Source organism: Stenotrophomonas sp. STEN023, assembly GCF_056760135.1.
Window position 1 is genome coordinate 1 of record NZ_JBRREF010000011.1, and the last position, 18,345, is coordinate 18,345.

17 protein-coding genes are annotated in these 18,345 nt (G+C 61.7%); 7 read left to right on the forward strand and 10 right to left on the reverse strand.

The annotated features are described in order from the left end of the window. The first annotated feature begins 60 nt into the window (after nt 1–60). The 6 genes from ACVOLV_RS04655 (at nt 61) to ACVOLV_RS04680 (ending at nt 4,966) form a co-directional block, all read left to right on the forward strand. The gene (locus ACVOLV_RS04655; RefSeq protein WP_481553371.1) at nt 61–321 is read left to right on the forward strand and encodes a DUF6911 family protein; all 261 of its coding nucleotides are present in this window, start codon (nt 61–63) and stop codon (nt 319–321) included. A gap of 203 nt (nt 322–524) precedes the next feature. Beyond that, a complete protein-coding gene (locus ACVOLV_RS04660; RefSeq protein ID WP_481553372.1) occupies nt 525–839 on the forward strand; it encodes a hypothetical protein in 315 nt (104 codons plus the stop codon). 89 nt (nt 840–928) lie between these two features. Then, the gene (cdiI, locus tag ACVOLV_RS04665) at nt 929–1,291 is read left to right on the forward strand and encodes a ribonuclease toxin immunity protein CdiI (RefSeq protein WP_481553373.1); all 363 of its coding nucleotides are present in this window, start codon (nt 929–931) and stop codon (nt 1,289–1,291) included. 62 nt (nt 1,292–1,353) lie between these two features. Beyond that, nucleotides 1,354–1,665 carry a hypothetical protein gene (locus ACVOLV_RS04670; RefSeq protein WP_481553374.1) on the forward strand — a complete coding sequence of 104 codons (312 nt, stop codon included), beginning with the start codon at nt 1,354–1,356 and terminating at the stop codon, nt 1,663–1,665. 148 nt (nt 1,666–1,813) lie between these two features. Next, complete coding sequence (locus ACVOLV_RS04675) at nt 1,814–2,791, forward strand: hypothetical protein (RefSeq protein ID WP_481553375.1); 978 nt, start codon at nt 1,814–1,816, stop codon at nt 2,789–2,791. A 216-nt stretch (nt 2,792–3,007) separates the two neighbouring features. Further along, complete coding sequence (locus ACVOLV_RS04680) at nt 3,008–4,966, forward strand: alpha/beta hydrolase family protein (protein WP_481553376.1); 1,959 nt, start codon at nt 3,008–3,010, stop codon at nt 4,964–4,966. A gap of 221 nt (nt 4,967–5,187) precedes the next feature. Here ACVOLV_RS04680 and ACVOLV_RS04685 read toward each other — a convergent pair whose 3' ends face one another. Then, complete coding sequence (locus ACVOLV_RS04685; protein ID WP_481553377.1) at nt 5,188–6,951, reverse strand: peptide MFS transporter; 1,764 nt, start codon at nt 6,949–6,951, stop codon at nt 5,188–5,190. Nucleotides 6,952–7,009: 58 nt separating this feature from the next. Beyond that, on the reverse strand, nt 7,010–8,161 hold the full coding sequence (locus tag ACVOLV_RS04690) for an acetyltransferase domain-containing protein (RefSeq protein WP_481553378.1): 1,152 nt from the start codon (nt 8,159–8,161) through the stop codon (nt 7,010–7,012). 193 nt (nt 8,162–8,354) lie between these two features. Between ACVOLV_RS04690 and ACVOLV_RS04695 the strand changes: the two genes are divergently transcribed. After that, a complete protein-coding gene (locus tag ACVOLV_RS04695; RefSeq protein ID WP_481553379.1) occupies nt 8,355–10,346 on the forward strand; it encodes an OPT family oligopeptide transporter in 1,992 nt (663 codons plus the stop codon). Between the two features lie 211 nt (nt 10,347–10,557). On the opposite strand, the gene ACVOLV_RS04700 is transcribed toward ACVOLV_RS04695, so the two are convergent. From ACVOLV_RS04700 to ACVOLV_RS04735, 8 genes are all read right to left on the reverse strand, one after another. Then, complete coding sequence (locus ACVOLV_RS04700) at nt 10,558–11,322, reverse strand: DNA adenine methylase (RefSeq protein WP_481553380.1); 765 nt, start codon at nt 11,320–11,322, stop codon at nt 10,558–10,560. A gap of 146 nt (nt 11,323–11,468) precedes the next feature. Beyond that, nucleotides 11,469–13,784, reverse strand: coding sequence for a phage tail protein (locus ACVOLV_RS04705; protein ID WP_481553381.1), 2,316 nt, complete (start codon nt 13,782–13,784; stop codon nt 11,469–11,471). Further along, the gene (locus ACVOLV_RS04710; protein WP_481553382.1) at nt 13,784–14,806 is read right to left on the reverse strand and encodes a hypothetical protein; all 1,023 of its coding nucleotides are present in this window, start codon (nt 14,804–14,806) and stop codon (nt 13,784–13,786) included. Before ACVOLV_RS04710 ends, ACVOLV_RS04705 begins: the two co-directional genes overlap by 1 nt. Then, the gene (locus ACVOLV_RS04715) at nt 14,796–15,656 is read right to left on the reverse strand and encodes a hypothetical protein (protein WP_481553383.1); all 861 of its coding nucleotides are present in this window, start codon (nt 15,654–15,656) and stop codon (nt 14,796–14,798) included. The genes ACVOLV_RS04710 and ACVOLV_RS04715 overlap by 11 nt, the downstream gene beginning before the upstream one ends. Then, nucleotides 15,646–15,876, reverse strand: coding sequence for a hypothetical protein (locus ACVOLV_RS04720; protein WP_481553384.1), 231 nt, complete (start codon nt 15,874–15,876; stop codon nt 15,646–15,648). Before ACVOLV_RS04720 ends, ACVOLV_RS04715 begins: the two co-directional genes overlap by 11 nt. Continuing rightward, nucleotides 15,876–16,316: a hypothetical protein gene (locus tag ACVOLV_RS04725; RefSeq protein WP_481553385.1), complete on the reverse strand. Its 441-nt coding sequence runs from the start codon at nt 16,314–16,316 to the stop codon at nt 15,876–15,878. The genes ACVOLV_RS04720 and ACVOLV_RS04725 overlap by 1 nt, the downstream gene beginning before the upstream one ends. Then, complete coding sequence (locus tag ACVOLV_RS04730) at nt 16,307–17,155, reverse strand: phage BR0599 family protein (protein WP_481553386.1); 849 nt, start codon at nt 17,153–17,155, stop codon at nt 16,307–16,309. The genes ACVOLV_RS04725 and ACVOLV_RS04730 overlap by 10 nt, the downstream gene beginning before the upstream one ends. Beyond that, nucleotides 17,145–18,344, reverse strand: coding sequence for a hypothetical protein (locus ACVOLV_RS04735; RefSeq protein WP_481553387.1), 1,200 nt, complete (start codon nt 18,342–18,344; stop codon nt 17,145–17,147). Before ACVOLV_RS04735 ends, ACVOLV_RS04730 begins: the two co-directional genes overlap by 11 nt. Between the last annotated feature and the right edge of the window lies 1 nt (nt 18,345).

Consider the following 18,345-nt stretch of genomic DNA (forward strand, 5'->3'; position numbering starts at 1 on the left):
GCAGGAAGCCAATGATCTGCTCTTCGGAAAAGCGCTTCTTCATGTCCAATCTCCGTCTCGTTGGGGATTGAACTCCAAATCGCCGCGCTACTCAAAATCGGGGGAACGTCGGCGGATGAGCGTAATTTTTTATTGATATTGGGCGTGGATGATGGGAGTGACTACGTCACTCGCAGCTACGAAGGGGAGGTGCAAGGGGAGGTTTGCATTCTTGGCGACTACTACGATGGGTCGTTGGTGTGTACAGATGTTGCTGTAGTTTTTGATGTATTCAGAATGGTTGTGTCCGGACTTGAAGTTCCTTCGGATGTTCTTTCGTAGCCTGTTGGGTGATGGCTTGTTAAGAATTCAGAGAGGAGCGATGTCGGAGGAACGTGCCAAGGTCACTTCTTTATGCTCTAGACCGGACGATGAGACATGTTGGATGTTGGCGCGGCGGCGAGTTTTGGCTTCGATGTAACAGAAGCCCTGGTCCGTCGAAGGTGGCGCATTGATGCTGGCGACTAAGTGGCGGAGGAGTTGTGATGAATGCCGGGATGGTGGGCTTTGAAGAGGCCAGATCAATTGCCGGAGACCAAGCTACTAGTGACGTTGGTCGGTTTGTTTTAGCGAATGACAGTCTTTTGGATGAGGTGTATTTGGAGGCGCCTGGTTGTTGGTTATTTTTCTTGAATGGCCGCTTGAAGCTCCCTGAAGGTGCTTCTTTGGGTATTAATTGGGCCTATGCTGTAAGTAAAAATGGGAGAGTTTCGATGGTTGAAGACTTTCCAGGAGATGAAGAACGGCGTTTGGAGTTGGTGAAAAAGATGTCTGATTTTTTTGAGCGTGTTGAGCGTTGATTGACGCAGATGAAATAACGGTGTCAGGTTCGCTTCTTTCTACTCCTGTTCATGGCGGGTCGGTGCGAGGGGGGTAATGGAGGATTTGCGTGAATTTATTTAACGAAGCGTATGCAGGGCTCAGTGCTGATTGGATTATGAGGTCCTATTGGGACTCCATTTATAGCAGCGGGTTGTTTGTTAAGGCGGCTTGCTCGGTTTCGAGTAGGGAGGGTTTGTGTGTTGATGGGGCTTATTGTAGATTTCCTGATCAGAATGGCTGGTCTGTAGAGGGTTTGTTTGAGGGTGTCGAATTTGGATATGGAAGTCCGGGTATAGACTTGTTGGAGATGATCGTTAATGAGGCGGCTTGTGCGGAGGTTCTTATGGAGGCCTGTGGGCGGTATATCGTTCGCCATCCTAAAGATGAAGCTCTGTTGCAAGACGCGATGGATAGGATTCGGGAATGGTAGGGGCGAGAATGGGATGGTGACGAGTTGGTTTAATCGATTTTTTGGCGGGGTTTATAGGGGTCTTGAATAGCTCGGAAGTCATTAAGGGCCTTTATCGCACCTCGGAGGAGGACTTCGTTTTGCTGGAGGTCGCTTTGACGGCCTTTATGGTGGATGTGCGGAAAGAGTTTGATGCGGATGTTCTGGAGCGATGTGTTCTTGCTGACGGAAGCTGGGAGATTCCGGTGGAAGAGAGAATTGTTGTTATGAGAAGGGCGAAGGAGCTAGGTGCTTCTTCTGCAGCGTTTTTGACTGACTACTTCGTCTGCACATTTGGATCCGGGGCCGGAACATGCGGAGGCTCAGCTTATGTTGAGGGCCATTCTTCTGCTTGATCGGTATTCTGGACTCGAATAGATGCTCTCGGAAGGGCGCTTGTGACAGAGATTCGAAGATCGGTGGCGCGATGGTGTAAATAAGCCTCGCCGGTGTTTTTGTTAGCCTGTCATAATTCGCTCAAGTTAAGGTCTCACGGAAGACACCATGCACGTTTCTGATCTCGTAAGTCTGATTGGCGCCAAAGGTAGCGATCCGCAGCTTGTGGATTGGTTCGAGCAGCACGGAATCGGCAAGCCGCCGGTGTCCGTTACGGCGAATCAGGGCACCAAGAGCGTCAAGGACAAGCGTCATGAGATGGAGTACTACTTCGGGTTCGACATCATCAACGACCGTTTCTATCCGCCGGTAGACGGCCCGCGCGGTGGCTTGCTCTGCCATCTGCAGTCCGTGTTGCTGTTCTCACGCAAGCCGAAGGGCAATGTCGCGTTGCCTGCTGGGTTCTGGGATGGTTTCGTAGGGCCGGATGCCGACTTTGACGAGTGCATGACGTTCTTCGATGGGAACGTGGACACGTATACCGATACCCAGTTGTTTCAGAAGCCGCTTGGCGCGGACGTGGAGCTGAAGCTTTGGTTCTGCCCCAGGAAGCAGCGGGTGGAGACAATCCAGGTGAGCATCGTGCAGGATCGCCAGTTCATAGGGCACCACGAGTTCGATCAGGCCAACGTGCATAACACGGTGAAACCCGCGGCCACGCTGGTGGTCAAGTGGCTGTTCGACGGGCGTCATCTGCAGCTGCCAGACGATATCTATGCCCATGGGCTGGCTGATGATCATGCCGGGATTCTGCAGTTCGTTCGCCAGCATCTGAATGGTCATGTATGGGCATCGCAACTTAATGACGATCAGGTGCTGCGGCAGGTACTGAGTCACACCCAGACCAGCAGGGCGCTGAAACTTTCGAATGGGGAGTCGCTGGAGCTGTTTGCGCAGACGCTATACCTGCAGGCCGCGGGTGCATGGGATGCGTATCAGGCGGTCTACAACGATGATTCCCTGGACGACTGGGCTGGCTCTGTTGACCGGTTTCGGGAATCGGTGGTGCTGGATGCAGGACAGCGGCAGGTCTTCGTCGGCATGCTGCATGATGCCTATCGTCTGGCTGCGGCGGATAAGGCATAAGGCAGCTCGGGTCTGGATACGACCGAAGCTGGATTCTGTTCCAGCAGCCCTCCTGTGCTCTCGGACAAGCCGCGGTTCTCGGCGACAAGTTTGTTTTAGCAAGGAAGTGGGGGGCTTCATTACCCTTGGGATGGCTGCCCGCATTTCCTGTATGGAAAAAACCAAAGGCAGGGGGCTAGAATCGCCCAACGCGGGCCGGACGCCCGTTTGGGGCTGATGCAGATGATGAAGCTGGCGATGGCTTTGCTGCTGTGTTTGTGTTCGACGACCGGTTGGGCTGCCGTGGATCTGGGGCAGTTCATACGCAAGGATGAGTTCAACGATATCAAGCTGTCGCCCTCGGGTAAGTACTACGCGGCGACGGTACCGCTTGAAGACAAGACTGCGCTCGTCATTTTTACCCGCGAAGGCAATAAGCAATCCGGCATGTTCGTGCCGATGCGCAATGGGTATGTGAGCAGTTTCGATTGGGTGAACGACGAACGCGTATTGATCGGCATCGCCGAGAAGTTCGGGCTGCTGGATGAGCCGCGACCGACGGGTGAGCTGTATGCGATCAACGCCGATGGCGGGCAGGCGGACCTTCTGGTCGGTTACAGGGTGCAGGGAAACGGGGCGGGCACACGCATACAGCCGAAGAAGGTTGAAAGCGTTGCGGCCTTCCTGGTTGATCCTTTGCTTGCAGAAGACCGCAACGTGGTGATCTCGACCTGGCCATTGGGAACGCAGGAGCCGTTCACTCGTGCGGAGATTCTGGATGTAAATACCGGTCGCCGCACTGTGTCGGCGACGGTGCCGGTCCGTCGTGCGACGTTTGCGACCGATAATGCGGGCGTGGTGCGGCTGGCACTCGGAGCGGGCCTGGACAACCTCAGCAAGCTTTACTATCGCGACGCCGCTGGCGGCGAATGGCGCTTGATCAATGACCAGAAGGTGAGTGGTCGTATTGAACAGCCTTTGGGCTTTTCGGAAGACAATACGCTTGCCTACCTGCGGGTGCTTGGCGACGGGGTGGGGCCGGACAGTGTCGTGGCGTGGAATACCATCAGCAATGAACGCCGCACGGTGTTGCGTGACGATACGGTTGATCCGTGGACCATCATCTATCGCCGCGCTACAAACACTCCTGTAGGTGCACTGTTGATGGACGGGCGACACCGAAGTGTATTCTTCGATGACTCGGTGCCTGAAGCGCGCTTGCAACGCAGTCTCGAGGCGGCATTCCCTGGCCAGTCGGTGCGGGTGACATCAAGCAGCAAGGATGGGCGGCTACTGATGGTAGGGGTGTGGTCAGGCAGCAATCCCGGTGACTTCTACCTCTACGATCCAGCTGCCAAGAAGCTGGATTTCGTTGTGGCCAGTGGCAGCTGGATCGATCCGGATGCTGCCGCCGTTGTCGAGCCTTTTAGCTTCACTGCACGCGATGGCTTGAAGATTCATGGTTATCTGACCAAGCCACGTGGCGCGACTGGTGCGCGGCCGATGGTGTTGATGCCGCATGGTGGTCCTTACACCATATTCGACGAGTGGCACTACGACCGCGATGCGCAGATGTTGGCTGCTGCTGGCTACACGGTGATGCAGGTCAACTACCGGGGATCGGGCAATTATGGTTGGGCCTTCAGTCGTGCGGGTGCACAGCAGTGGGGTGGAACCATGCAGGACGACCTGACCGACGCTACCCGCTGGGCGAGCCGCGAAGGTCATGCTGATGCGGCAAAAATCTGTATCTACGGCGCCAGCTATGGTGCCTACGCGGCGCTGATGGGCGCGGCAAAGGAGCCCGCGCTATACCGCTGTGCCGCGGGCTATGTGGGTGTCTACGATCTACCGATGATGCTGCGCGCAGATGTGCGCGCCGCTCGCAGTCTTGGCAATTCGTCGAAGGATTGGGTAGGTGATGATCAGGCTGCACTGGCGGCTGCGTCGCCGAACCGTTTTGCTGACCGTATCAAGGTGCCGGTGTTTCTAGCTGCCGGTGGCGAGGATGAGATCGCGCCGATCGAGCACACGCGGATGATGGAAGCTGCGTTGAAGAAGGCCGGCGTGCCGGTTGAGTCTTTGTACTTCAACACCGAAGGCCATGGTTTCTATACCGAACCGCATCAGCGCGAGTATTACGGGAGGTTGCTGGGCTTCCTGTCGCAGCACCTGGGGGGAGAGAAGGCGAAGTAGTCGATTGTTCGGGGTGCGGGCGTCGGCCCAGGTCTATTTTTTTGTGGGAGCGGTGTAAACCGCGAAGCTGCTGCTGTGTCAGGTTGCGGATGTTGCTGGCGTGCAAGCGGTACGAGCTTCGCGGCGTCAGCCGCGAAGCTGATGCTGTATCAGGTTGCGGATACTGATGTTCGCAAGCAGTGCTAGCTTCGCGGCTTACGCCGCTCCCACAGAAGCGGGGGTTAGCGCACGCCGTGCATCATCCGCTTCAGCAAGGGCGAGGTCAGCAGGGCGACTACCGCGCAGCCCAGGCCTATCCACATCAGCAACCAGAACAGGTGTTCGTAGCGGCCGGCGGCCTCGGCGATGTTCATCACTTCGCCTTCGGGTACGTCGATGGCGGCGAGCTTGCCGAACAAGGCTGCCAGGGTTTCGGAGAATGCGGTCGCCAGGAACCAGGTGCCCATCATCAGGCTGACCACGCGCGGTGCCGCCAGCTGGGTGACGGCTGACAGGCCGACCGGCGACAGGCACATTTCACCGATCTCCAGGATCAGATAGGCCAGCACCAACCACCACACGCTGGCCATCTGCCCGGTTGCCCCTACCTGCTGCGCCGCCAAGGCCAAAGGCACGAATGACAGCGCGCCGAACACCAGACCGAACGAGGACTTCAACGGCTTGGACGGATCCAGCCGACGCTTGTCCAGCCATGCCCACAGTGCAGCGAACAGGGGCGCAAGCAACACCAGGAACAGCGCGCCAAGATAGGTCAGTGAACCGGCGCTCTGCGGCAGCACCAGGCAGTCGCGGATCAGCATCACCAGCATCGCGACAACGATGACGCCGAACAGCAGGCGCGGTGCATTTGATGCCGGATTGCGATCAGACAGGCGTGCGGCGACCACGAAGCCCAGTGGCGCCAGCAGCAGCGAGACGATGGACCACGGCAGCGGCGTGCCTTCACGGATCACCAATGACGGCACCAGATCCTTGGTCAGCAGGCGGTCGGTGAAAGTGACCCACGAACCATAGGTCTGCTCATACAAGGTGAAGAACACCAGCGCCATGAAGATCAGCACCATCAGCGCGGTCATCTGCTGGCGCTGTTCCGGAGTGCATTGCGTACCAGTGAACCAGGCAAACCACAGCAGCACGCCGCCGAGCACAACGATCATCAGCATCAGCGCGAGGCTGATTTCGCCGCCCAGTGCGAACGCGCCGTTGGCGGCAGCCCACATCAGCGCCGCAACCGGAATGATGCCGGCGATGGCAACGCCGTAGATCAGCCATTCGCGCGGCACGCCGAACATGCGCTCGCGCAGTGTCGCCGGTTGTGCCGGCTCGGCATGCCCGTGCAGGTACTTCTGCCCCCACAGGAACATCGCCAGCCCGACCAGCATGCCGATGCCCGCCGCGCCGAAACCGTACTTCCAGCCATAGGCTTCACCGAGGAAACCGCAGACCAGCGAGGCGAACAGGGCGCCGAGGTTGATGCCGGCGTAGAACAGTGAGAAGCCCGAGTCACGGCGCGGGTCGTTCTCCGGGTAGAGCTTGCCGACGATGGTGGAGATGTTGGGCTTGAGGAAGCCCACACCCATGATGATCAGCGCCAGCGACAGGTAGGTGATCGACAACGCGGCTTCGTCGCGTACCACTTCGCCTGCTACGCGTTGCGCTTCGTGGCCTTCGAATGCCATGCCGATGTGGCCCAGCACCAGCAGGATGCCGCCGAACACCACCGCTTTGCGCATGCCCAGCCAGCGGTCGGCCAGCAGCCCGCCGAACACCGGGATGCAGTAGACCAGGCCACCGTAGGCGCCGAGCAGGTCGAGCCCGGCCTTGTCGCCGAACAGGTGGTACTTGGTGAGGTAAAGCAGCAGCAGCGCCTTCATGCCGTAGAAGGAGAAGCGCTCCCACATTTCGGTGAAGAAGCAGACGTAGACGCCCTTGGGGTGGCCGAGGAAGTCGTCGGAGCGGGGGCGGCTCAATGCAGTTGCGGTCATCGGTGGTGCCGGGTGGGACAGCGGCCGAGTATAGGACCGCTGCCCCGATGCTGCGCGTTCAGAGATAGCGCAGCCAGGCCAGGTCGCGACGGCGTGCCTTGAAGCGGGCAAAGGTGCGGGTGGCGGGGTAGAGCAGCACGGCCAGCACGACGCTGATCAGCAACAAGGCCGACACCGATTCGACCGCGAAGTAGGGGCCGTGGTTCGCGCCCCAACGCGCCATCGCGGCCAGGTATAGGAGCTTCAGCACATACAGATGCAGCAGGTAGAAGAACATCGGCGCCGCGCCGATCCACGCCAGTGGCTGCAACCACGCTGCGATGCGTGGCTGCTCGTACAGGCGCAACAGCAACAGGCCGATGCCCAGCGTCAGCAGCAGGAACAGCAGCGAAGGTGGGTACTTGGTGACGTTGAGCAGGCTCATCAGCGTCGTCTGGGCGTCGGTGAAGCGCAGCCAAGGGTGGTCGCCGTAGACATTGGCGGCACGCAGCAGTACGAAGCCGGTCAACATCGCCGTACCGGTGATCAGCAGCCAGCGCTGGCGTTGCGGCGCCGACCGGTTGCTGGCGTACCACGGGCCCAGCACGTAGCCCAGGGCAATCACGCCGATCCACGGCAGCAGCGGGTAGGAGGTGCGCAGGCGCAGGCTATTGCCCAGTTCGATCCAGTCACGCTGGTGCAGGATCTTCCATAGCGTCTCCAGTACGCCGTTGCCCTGGGCCTGCAGCGGATCAAGCAGGTTGTGGCCGGCAATGATGACCACCGCCAGCACCAACAGCAGCTTGCGCGGGAGCCACAGCAGGCCGGCCAACGCGATCATGCTCAGGCCGATGGCCCAGATCACCTGCAGATAGAGCGTGCTGGCCGGGAACTGGAAGGTCCAGGCGAAGTTGACCAGGGTCAGCTCCAGCACCACCAGGAACAGGCCGCGCTTGAGCAGGAAGGCTGCAGTGGCGCCGCGCGGATCGGGCTGGCGTTGACCATACAGCCACGCCGACAGGCCGGTGAGCAGCACGAACACCGGGGCGCATAGATGGGCCAGCAGGCGGAAGCTGAACAGGGCGGGTGAAACCGAGCCCACGTCCATCGGGTCGCTGACCTGGTGCTGCAGATAGAAGGTCTCGCGGACATGGTCGATCAGCATCAACAGCATCACGGTGCCGCGCAGCTGGTCGATGGAGGCCAGGCGTGTGGTCAGGGCAGGGGGCATGCGGGGGAGTCTTGCGGAAAAGATATAACATAACATCACTGGTCGGCAGGGGCGACTTTGCCGATATGGCCAACAGAAGATGCGGATTCGCGGAATTACCGGTGCGGCGGGCATCGGCGCTGCGTTCAGGCTGGACTTGCCGTTAAGCGGGCGTTAGCGTGGCGAAGGTTTTTTTGCCATCCAAGGGCTTTCCATGAACAACGCTGCGCCTGCGCAGCTCACATTCCGCGCGGTGGTTCTTGCCGTCGTGCTGGCTGTGGTGCTGTCTGCCGCCAATGCTTACCTGGGCCTGTTCGCAGGCTTGACCATCGCTACCGCCATTCCGGCCGCCGTCGTCTCGATGGGCGTGCTGCGTCTGCTCGGTGGCGGCACCATCCTTGAAAACAACATCGTCCAGACCGGCGCCTCGGCCGGCTCGTCGATTGCTGCCGGCGTGATCTTCACGATCCCGGCGCTGGTGATCATGGGGTACTGGCCGGACTTCAAGTACTGGTGGGTGCTGGGTATCGCTGGCCTGGGCGGCCTGCTGGGCGTGCTGTTCTCGGTGCCGCTGCGCCGTTCGATGATCGTCGAAGATCCGCTTCCCTTCCCGGAAGGCAAGGCGGCTGCGGAAGTGCTCAAGGCCGGTGAAAACCCGGGCCCGGGCATGAAGATCCTCGGTATCTCGGCTGCCATCGGCGGCCTGGTGAAGCTGGCTGCGGCCTCGGGCCTGCGCATCTTCCCGGACGCCTGGGCGCAGTCGGCCTATGTCGGCAGCTCCAAGATCACCGCCTTCATCGGCACCAACCTGTCGCCGGCGCTGCTGGGCGTGGGTTACATCGTCGGTCTGAACGTCGGCATCGTGGTGGTGTCCGGCTCGATCCTGTCCTGGCACATCGCCATTCCGCTGTACCAGGCGTTCTTCCTGGGCGGTAACCCGGACCTGGCCGCATCGCTGGCCAATGCCGGTTCGGCTGAATCGGCGTTCGCCATCTGGGGTTCGCAGATCCGTTACCTCGGCGTCGGCGCCATGTTGATCGGCGGCGTCTGGACCCTGTTCTCGTTGCGCAAGTCGCTGCTCAATGGCGTCAAGAGTGGTTTCGCTGCTGCCCGCAAGAGCAGCGGCCCGGCGCTGGCCGAGACCGAACGCGACCTGCCGATGAAGTGGATGCTGATCGCGCTGATCGCCTTCACCCTGCCGCTGCTGGGCCTGTACCAGGCCATCGTCGGCCAATGGCATGTCTCGATCCCGATGACCATCATCATGATCGTCGCCGGCTTCCTGTTCGTGTCGGTGTCGGCTTACCTGGCCGGCCTGATTGGTTCGTCCAACAACCCGGTCTCGGGCATCACCATTTCCACCATCCTGTTCGCCTCGGTGGTGCTGGTGCTGCTGCTGGGCAAGGACGGTCTGATTCCGGTTGGCGTTGGCGGTGCTCCGCTGGGTGCGGTGGCCGCGATCATGATTGGTGCGGTGGTCTGCTGTGCGGCTGCCGTTGGCGGTGACAACCTGCAGGACCTCAAGGCCGGCTATCTGGTCGGTGCCACCCCATGGAAGCAGCAGTTGATGCTGGGCATCGGCGCATTCTCCTGTGCCCTGATCATGGCGCCGGTGCTGAACCTGCTGGCCCATGCCTACGGTATCGGTGCGCCGACCGCCGAGCACCCGAACTCGCTGGCAGCTCCGCAGGCCAACCTGATGGCCTCGGTTGCACGCGGCCTGTTTGGCGGCGAACTGCCGTGGACGATGATCGCGTTGGGCGCGGGCGTTGGCGCGGTGATCATCGCCCTCGACGAATGGCTGAAGAAGACCGGCAAGCGCTTCCGCGTGCCGGTGTTGGCTGCTGCCATCGGTATCTACCTGCCGCTGGAACTGATGGTGCCGATCTTCCTGGGCGGCCTGCTGGCCCACCTGGTCGAGCGTTTCCACAAGCTGCGTGCCGACGACGAAGAAGGCCGTGACCGCGTGCACCGCCCGGGCGTGCTGTTTGCAGCTGGCCTGATCACCGGTGAAGCCTTGATGGGTATCGCAATCGCCGTGCCGATCGTGGTCAGCGGTCAGGGCGACGTGCTGGCATTGCCGCTGGGCGGCTTTGCCGATACTTGGGCGAGCGTGTCGGCCTGGGTTGGCCTGTTCGTGCTGTTCCTGGTTGGCCTGCTGATGTACCGCATTGGCAAGAAGGGCGAGCCGGCGGCGAAGGCCTGAGGCGACTGACCAGGCCGTGGCGTTGTCCCTTCTCCCGCTTGCGGGGGAAGGTGCCCGGAGGGCGGATGGGGGAGCATTTGATTTTGACTTGGCTGTGGGTGTAACGGCGCGCGATAAATCGCCCGCCCGAACTGAGATAAATGGACAGGGCGTCATCTTGCACGCCCTGCAAGGAAATTGCATAGGGCGGAATCCCCTCCGCCCAGGCTGATCACCCAGTCGTATAGATCCGTTCCGTCCTGGCTACCGGCTTCCCGGCCCCGATCGTGTACTTGATGGGGACGCTCCGGCCAGGGAACCGGTCGAACAGTCGCCGCATCTCCGGGTGGTCATTGATGGTCAGAATGGTCCGGCCCTTGCTGTTGGCCATGACCTCGGCCAGCTCCTCGTACTGCTCGATGCCGAACCCCTGGCCATAGCCCTCGGTCTCCCAGTACGGCGGATCCATGAAGAACAGCGTGCCGGGCGTGTCGTACTTGGTCATGCACCGCTGCCAGGGCAGGTTCTCGACCACCACCCGATGCAGCCGCAGGTGAGCGTCGCTGAGATCCTCCTCCAGCCGCAGCAGGTTGATCCGCTTGGGTGACGCGCCGAAGCCAGGCGTCTGGCCCGTGGCCTTGCCGCCGAAGGCAAGACGCTGCAGGTAGAAGAACCGCGCCGCCCGCTGGATATCGGTGAGAGTCTCCACGTCCTGCAGCTGGCACCAGCGGAACATCTCCCGGCTGGTCAGTGCCCAGCGGAACTGGCGGACAAACTCCTCCAGGTGGTTGGCCACAACGCGGTAGAGCATCACCAGCTCGCCGTGGTTGTCGTTCAACACCTCCAGCCTGACTGGGTCTCGGGCAAACAGCACGGCTGCACCGCCAGCGAATGGCTCCACGTAGGTCGAATGTGGGATTTCGGAGAGCAGCGGCAACAGGTGCTGCAGGAGCCGGGTTTTGCCTCCCGGCCAAGGAAAAAGGGTTTTGGTCTTCATGATCTCAGCCTTTGCGATGATGGTTACCGAGACTGACTACGCCTCCGGAGGCGTCAGGGTCTCGGCCAATGCCACGCGGCTGATCGCGTGTGTAACGGCGGCGGGTTGGCACCGGCAAGTGCCCGCCCGTCGCCCTGATTGGTGCCCTACGGTGTGGGGGTGTACTCGGCGGTGTGCTGGTACACCTGCAGGCTGTCCAGCCCGTCGCGCTGGCTCTGAATCTCGATGCGCAGCGTTCCTGCCGCCGTCGGGGAGTAGCTGCTGGCGGTGCCTACAATCCCAGTCTCGGCATGGACCTCGATGCTGTCGAGGATCCATCGGACGGTGTAAGTCGTGCCCGGCTCAGGGCCGATGCTGGCCACGGTCTGGTCGACCAGCTGATCCGCCTGGGCCTTTCGGTCGCGGTGGGCCCAGGCCACATCCACCTGCCCGGTCAGCGCCGATGGCCAGGCCTCGCCGTTGAACGTCACCGCCGCCGGCGGGTACGGCCGCACTGCGCGCTTAGCGAACTCAACCGACATGGCCACGGCATCGTCAGGGTTAAGCTGGGCAACGGCCGTACTGGTCAACAGCTTGACTTCGATGACCTCGCCTTCCGTGTATTCGGTCATGTTGCTGCTGGCCGCCTCGTCATATACCCAGATCCGGCTGCCGGCGGCGTGGTCCATCGGGACCGTGTCGGCACAGCCACGCCCAACTGTGACCGTGCCCGCCACCGTATCGATCGCATCGATGCGGACAATCTCCCAGTCCCACAGTGCTGCGGCTCCCAGCGTGACCTGGCTGGCGCGCCCCATGCCAGCAACCGGAATCACGGTTTCGCCGGCAACCACGACATCACCCAGGGGATCGCCGGCAACGACGGCCACGGGGCACCAATCGCCCGCCATCTCCACCACGTAGCCGGCACCGGCGGACGCCACCGCCAGCCCATAGTTCTGGCCACCCTGCGCTGGCTGATCGGCCATCGCAAGCAGATAGCCCACGTCGGCGGGCAACGCGTCGAGATTGGCCCGATCCAGGCGCTGCACCAGCTCGATGTAGGGCGCTTCCATCGCTGCCTGGGCGGTAATGGGATAGGGCGTCGGGTCGGGGCTGGTATCAATGCCGCTTTCCACTGCGACGAACGAGGTCTGCGGCAGGCTGTAGATGTCCTGTGTTGCCGTGATCTTTACCGCACCGCTTCTGAGCGTGCCAGCCTGCTTCTCACCCAACAGGCAAACCATATCGGCAATACGGCGCTTTTTGGATTGCAGCCTGAAGTAACGGTTCGGGCGCAGCGCCCGCACCGCTTCCGGCATGCATGTCAGCTCAAAGGCGATTGTGGGCGTAACAGTGTTGCGCAGGTCACGCGCGGCGACGATCAATGCCAGCCCGCTGCTGGGAATCTCCGGATAGCTGGCCGTCTGGTGAATCACGCCGAAGGAGTCGATAAGGCCCAGGGCCTGGACTGGTGGCGTGGTGACATCCTCCTTCCGGCACGGGTCGAAATATTTCACGCTGACGCTGTTGATCGCGCCATCCACCACGGAAGGCTGCGCCGAGAAGGACAGAATGTCGTCGTCGGTGATGATCGGCAGGCTGTCCAGGTCGTAGTCACCCCGCGCCAGGTCCAGGTAGTACTGTCCGTCGATGAGGCTCCGGCTGACGCTACCGCCAATCAGGTTGCAGATGCGCTGCTCAAACTCCTCCAGGCTCTCCGACGCCGGCTCAAATGAAGTGCAGATCCCAAAGCCTTCGTCGAACAGCTTGTCGGCGGCGGCGCGGTAGCTGGCCTCATTGATACTCCCGACCGGCTCCCGGCCAATCTCCGAGTGCGTGCGCGCGTAATAGAGCGCATGCGCAGGGTTCATGGCCCAGTTGTCGGTATTGAGGAACGTCCACTGCAGGCGCATCTTCGACGTCATGCTCACGTGCAGCAGCGGCTTCTGCCCGACCGCCATCGGCGAGCCGCCCACGCCCACGGGCGGGGTGTGCTCGACCGTGAAACGCTCGCGCTGTAGGCGATACCGCAGCACGCCGTCGCGGACGTAGGACAGGATCACGTCAGAAGCGCCCACGTTGAACTGGCGAGCGTCGTCGAAGGTTAGGCGCGGATGGACGTGGTCGGCGGGCAGCGCCGTGGTCGTCATGCCGGGGAGCGCAGGGTCATACCAGCGCAGCCAGGTCGCGCCGTCGGCATCGATCACGATCAGGTTGGCGTCGCCGTTCTGATTGAAGGTCAGCGACAGCGCCTTGACCACGGCCGAGTGCGTGAACAGCACGGTCTCCGGTACGCCCTCGGCCGCGATCAATACTTGGCCGCCGTCAGCCCGCGCGGTCCACAACCGCACGAGCAGCCCCTGCGAGGGATCCTGCAGGGCGACCGGCCCCCAATGCTGCGAAACCCCCAGCTGGCCGGTGTAGGGATTGATCCAGCTGCCGCGTACCGGCGACGACGACAGGTGCTCCTGTGGCAGCACTATACGTTCCCCAGCACGGTAACAACCGGGAGCTCGAGCACCTGGCTCGACAGCTTCTCGAACGCGCCGCTCAACAGCACCTGATGCACCATCTGGAGGCTGTAAGCGTTGGCCACGTCGCCGTGGCCGATGATCAGCGAACGAATACCCGGTGACGCGATGTTGCCGTTCAAGAGCGGCAGTTGGAGCACCTGGCGGCTTCGCTTGGACCCGGCCACATAGGGGTCTGTACTCTTGACGGTGAAGCGATTGCTCGCCGTCGATGACATTTTGACGTTGGCATCGACCGCGGTGAAGGAAGATGCCGCACTAACGCAGCAGCCGATGCCTTGCTCATAGTTGCCACTACCGGCGCCAACAGCCAGGCGACCCGATGGAAACTCGCGCTGCTTTCCCCACGCATAGTCGCCGTTCATCGCCACCGCGCGCACTTCATAACCGAAGGTGAGCGGGCCGGTCGGCGTGTTGACGATCAGCTCACCGGTGAGCCCCCAAATGCCGTAGTACCGCCGCTTATAGGTGACCCTGACGAATTCATCGGAGAGCGTGGGAACAACCGTCGGGTTGCCACTGCTGTCCTTCACTAGCGCTCGGGTCAGAATTCGAGTCGGGACCGCACCCGTGCCGTTCACGAGCGCCAGCTCGGCGATGTTGCCGACTACAGCCCCCTCTGCGCTCTGGAACACCGACGTGAACTCGACATAGGGCGGCCGCGCATCGGTGTTGATCACCTTGTCCGAGGATACGAGGGTGTAGGCGCCGCTGGTTCCAATCCGGCTATCGAGGCCGGCCTGACCTTCTGCAGGCTCGGAGTTGCCGGCGCCGAAGATCACGCCATTGATGTCCATGCCGCTGGCGAGCGAGGTGTTCGACGCCATCTGGTTAAGCGCGTTGATCAAGAACAGGTTCTTTGTTTCCGCACCGGCATAGGTACACAGGTCGCCGCGGAACTTCTCAATGATGAAGCGACCCTCGATGCCGAAGCCAAGGTCGATGCGGTGCTTTTCGTCATCAGGGTACATAGAGGGTCGCCTCTTCTAGAGTGAATGAAATGGCTGCTTTCTCGGGGCTGGGCGATTGGTCGATGGGGACGACGGCTACGCGGAGCACGGCGGGATCGAACGCGATGGACATGACGGCCGCGTCGCTGTACGTGCCGAGTTGGTTGATCGGCTCCCTCAGCGTCAATGCCTCGAACATAAAGGCGACCGCTACGTCGTCGCGCACCGGCTGCACTTCGGCGACAGGCGGACGCAGCGTCGCGGGCTCAAATGCAAACGCCATCCCCGCGCTCGCGTCGTAGTCGCCTGCATATCTGAGCAGGTCGCGCATGGTCACGTCCTGGAGCGCAAACGACGGCGCCACGCCTGATGCAGCTTCCTGGGGGTACGGCGTGCTGGTGACGTGGATGTACGGGTCCGCGCCGCTGCAGGTCGGCATCGGGATCGCGGCTTTGCCTGGATACCAGCACTCGCCGTCCCAGCCTTCGCGGATCTTGCGGATCTTGTGACTGGCTTTCTGCGGGTACGGGTTCATAGCCCCGTACTTGCCTGCGAAGGCGAGCGTCGCGAACCCGCGCCAGGCGGGCTGCTGCGGCCCGAAGATTCCCGACAGGCGGCTGTTGGGCTGTTGTGTGGCTTCACCGAACATCAGGTCGACCGAGCCGACGATGCCGCCTTGGTCTTTCTCGCCGCCCCACAGGGTTGGCGCGTTGATATGAATCGTCTGGCTGTGCGTGGCCTCGCCGCGCCATGCGGCCTTGTCGCCGCCCCTGAATTCCAGGTAAGCGTCGATCGGGCCAATGCCGAGGCCGCTGTGGAAAGCCACCTCGTACCAGTAACCAACAGTGGCGCTCTTGCTCTTACCGCCCATTGCTGGCCTCACATTCGCGCGCCCAAGCGACCAGCGCCAGGGCCAAACCATCGCCAGTTGCTTCCAGCTTCGATGCCGGGATGCCTTCGCGAGCGAATGCCTGGTAGTTCAGCCCGTGCGTCATGAAGAAGGCCCGCGCACCGGCGGCACAGAAGCCAGGCTTCCTGCCGAAGCCCGGAATGCTGCGCAGGTGGGCGGTAGTGACGGTCAGCTCTGCCATCACTTCTTCCCGCCCTTCGACTTGATCGGCACGGTGCCGGTGACTTTCCAAGCGAGGATGAACTCATCGTTCACCCATACCGTACCGAAGTGGTGCTTCACGCTTTGCCCATCCTCAACGGTCGGCGCCTCGCCAGCCACCGGCTTTGGCGTTTCTGGCTTGGGCCGCATGGCGTAGGAGATAGCTGCCACAACGACCATGATGATCAGCTGGATAACCCACACCGGCCACACCGCTTGAATCGGCTTGGCCGGTGCGGCCGGTGCCAGTGCCATAACTGCCAGGCGGACAAACTGAGCAACGCTCGCCAGCACCGAGAACGCGAAAACGTACTTCTGCGCGGCCTCGCCCGACGGCGTATCCAGCCACCAGTGGCGCAGCCGCCAGATCATCACTTTGGCCTTCTTGCGAAGCGGGTGGACAGCAGGCATCAGCCCCATGACATGCTCACTCCATCAACAGGGTTCTTAACCGGCTTGAACAGGCTGCCGCCGTAGTTGTCGGTGTTGCTGCGCGCGTCGCAGGCCTGCCAGGTACGCGGGCAAGTCGGCAGTGCGAACACGGCATCGCCTGTGGCAGGGTTGGGGCCGCCCGGCACCAGCACCAGCTGCGTGCTCCCTTGTTCGTGCGCTGCCACTTCACGGCGTATCAGCAAGCCGTTTACGGCCGTCCAGGTGAGGAAGCCGCCGGCCAGCGTGAACGCGGAATCTGCAAAGGCTGGCGCCGACAGCCACTGGCTGGACGCAGCTGACAGCTCGCCGCTCACCTGCAGAACGGTACGATCCAGATTGCAGCCGCGCAGGCCGGTGGAGTACGGCGTCTTCCCACAGGTGCGCTGCCAGCAAGCCCCCTGACCACGGGCGCGGTTGTAGCCATTGCCTGGCTCGCAGGTCAGCTCAATTTCCGCATCGCCGAACCTAGGCTGGATAACCACCCCAATCCATTCCACGTTCGGTACAGCCCCGGGGCCAACATCGAACTCCATGCACACAACACCGATCGTGTCCTGCGGTGAGTAGGGATACCAGTTGTCACCCAGCGGCTGGGTCACCGGGTACTCAGGCGCGGCCGGATCGAGCAGGTACGCGATTTTGATGGTCAGCTTGTCCTTTGCCCGCTCGATCGTCTGCTTGATCGCGCTGCGTTCGATCTGCGCGGACAGATAAACCTTGCCGTCGACCTCGATGTCGTGATCGGCCGTGCAATACCGCCAGACCAGGTGTTGGCGGGTGAAAACGAACAGGTGGACCGGCTTGCGGCCGAAACGGTCAGGCAACATCGGGCACCACCGCTTGCCACCCCAGGGTGGCTGTGGCGACGCCATCAGCGTCCGTCACATGCTCGATATCGATCTTGTCACTAGCACCAACGCACAGAGCGATGAAGGAGATCACCCTGATCTGCGATGCGGCCAGGGTGGTGCTGGCCAGCGACTGATCCAGCATCAACATCTCGGTATTGCCGGCTGCCGTGGCACCGGTGATACGGCGATAAAGCACCGTACCGTCGCGCAGCTCGATGCGCACGTCGGCGCGATTCGGGATATCGAGGCCGTGAAGCGTGTAACCGGCCCATTCGACCGTCAGCTGCTTACTGCCACCGGGAATGTTCCCCACTGCCAGCAGGTCTGCGGTCCAACTGGGCACCCACATGGGCATCGACCGGCCTGCCAGGGTGTAGAGCAGCGAGCGGAACCAAGTGTGTTCTGCGCGGCCAAAAAGTTTCCAGTGGCTCTGCTGGGTACGCAGGCCTACGCGTGCCAGGTCGTGGACGAACGGCAGCGCCGTGCCGTAGTCCACGCCCAGCAGCGACCGTTCCACGGAGCATTCGGGGTCGGTGCTTTCGTCGGGCCGGACATCGAGTACCAGGTGGCCCCGATAGAGGCCGGCCCCACTCAGCGTTGGCCAATCGCACGACTCCGAAATGTCGAAGGTCAGCGTCCGGTTGCTGACGTCATCGTTCAGAAGGGTCTCCTGAGCACTACCATTGAGACGGGCACGGCGCAGCGGGTACAGGCGCGCCCCCATTGGGGCAGCTGCAGCACCAGCGGCCAGTTGGATGTGACTACTCGCCACGACGTCGACGTCCACTACCTGCCACGTAGCCACGTCTTGGTAGATGAGTGCTTTTCCGCCTGCGGCAAAATCACGGCCCAGGGTCGAGCACGGAATCAGCAGGTCACCGGATGCCACCGGCGCGATCAGACATTGGACGTCAGGCCAGATCGGGAGCAACCAGGTGCCACTGTGTCCCGCAACCAGCATCGCCGCGATGCGCCGTTCCTGCGCACCGGACACGATGCGGAAGGAGAACGATCGGCGTGGACGCAGCCGCAGCGCGGTGTGCCGGGTCAAGGCCGTGGCGTCTGATTGCAGCACCCCCGTGGCCCATTCCAGAGCTTCACTGATGCCATTGGTCCAGTCTGGCGTTACCGGCCAGATTGGGGGCGTGTAGGTAGCGACCGCCATG

Coding starts and splice junctions, on each gene's coding strand:
- ACVOLV_RS04660 (WP_481553372.1), top strand. CDS start 525: ATGAATGCCGGGATGGTGGGCTTTGAAGAGGCCAGATCAATTGCCGGA.
- ACVOLV_RS04675 (WP_481553375.1), top strand. CDS start 1,814: ATGCACGTTTCTGATCTCGTAAGTCTGATTGGCGCCAAAGGTAGCGAT.
- ACVOLV_RS04680 (WP_481553376.1), top strand. CDS start 3,008: ATGCAGATGATGAAGCTGGCGATGGCTTTGCTGCTGTGTTTGTGTTCG.
- ACVOLV_RS04685 (WP_481553377.1), bottom strand. CDS start 6,951: ATGACCGCAACTGCATTGAGCCGCCCCCGCTCCGACGACTTCCTCGGC.
- ACVOLV_RS04690 (WP_481553378.1), bottom strand. CDS start 8,161: ATGCCCCCTGCCCTGACCACACGCCTGGCCTCCATCGACCAGCTGCGC.
- ACVOLV_RS04695 (WP_481553379.1), top strand. CDS start 8,355: ATGAACAACGCTGCGCCTGCGCAGCTCACATTCCGCGCGGTGGTTCTT.
- ACVOLV_RS04700 (WP_481553380.1), bottom strand. CDS start 11,322: ATGAAGACCAAAACCCTTTTTCCTTGGCCGGGAGGCAAAACCCGGCTC.
- ACVOLV_RS04710 (WP_481553382.1), bottom strand. CDS start 14,806: ATGTACCCTGATGACGAAAAGCACCGCATCGACCTTGGCTTCGGCATC.
- ACVOLV_RS04715 (WP_481553383.1), bottom strand. CDS start 15,656: ATGGGCGGTAAGAGCAAGAGCGCCACTGTTGGTTACTGGTACGAGGTG.
- ACVOLV_RS04720 (WP_481553384.1), bottom strand. CDS start 15,876: ATGGCAGAGCTGACCGTCACTACCGCCCACCTGCGCAGCATTCCGGGC.
- ACVOLV_RS04725 (WP_481553385.1), bottom strand. CDS start 16,316: ATGGGGCTGATGCCTGCTGTCCACCCGCTTCGCAAGAAGGCCAAAGTG.
- ACVOLV_RS04730 (WP_481553386.1), bottom strand. CDS start 17,155: ATGTTGCCTGACCGTTTCGGCCGCAAGCCGGTCCACCTGTTCGTTTTC.
- ACVOLV_RS04735 (WP_481553387.1), bottom strand. CDS start 18,344: ATGGCGGTCGCTACCTACACGCCCCCAATCTGGCCGGTAACGCCAGAC.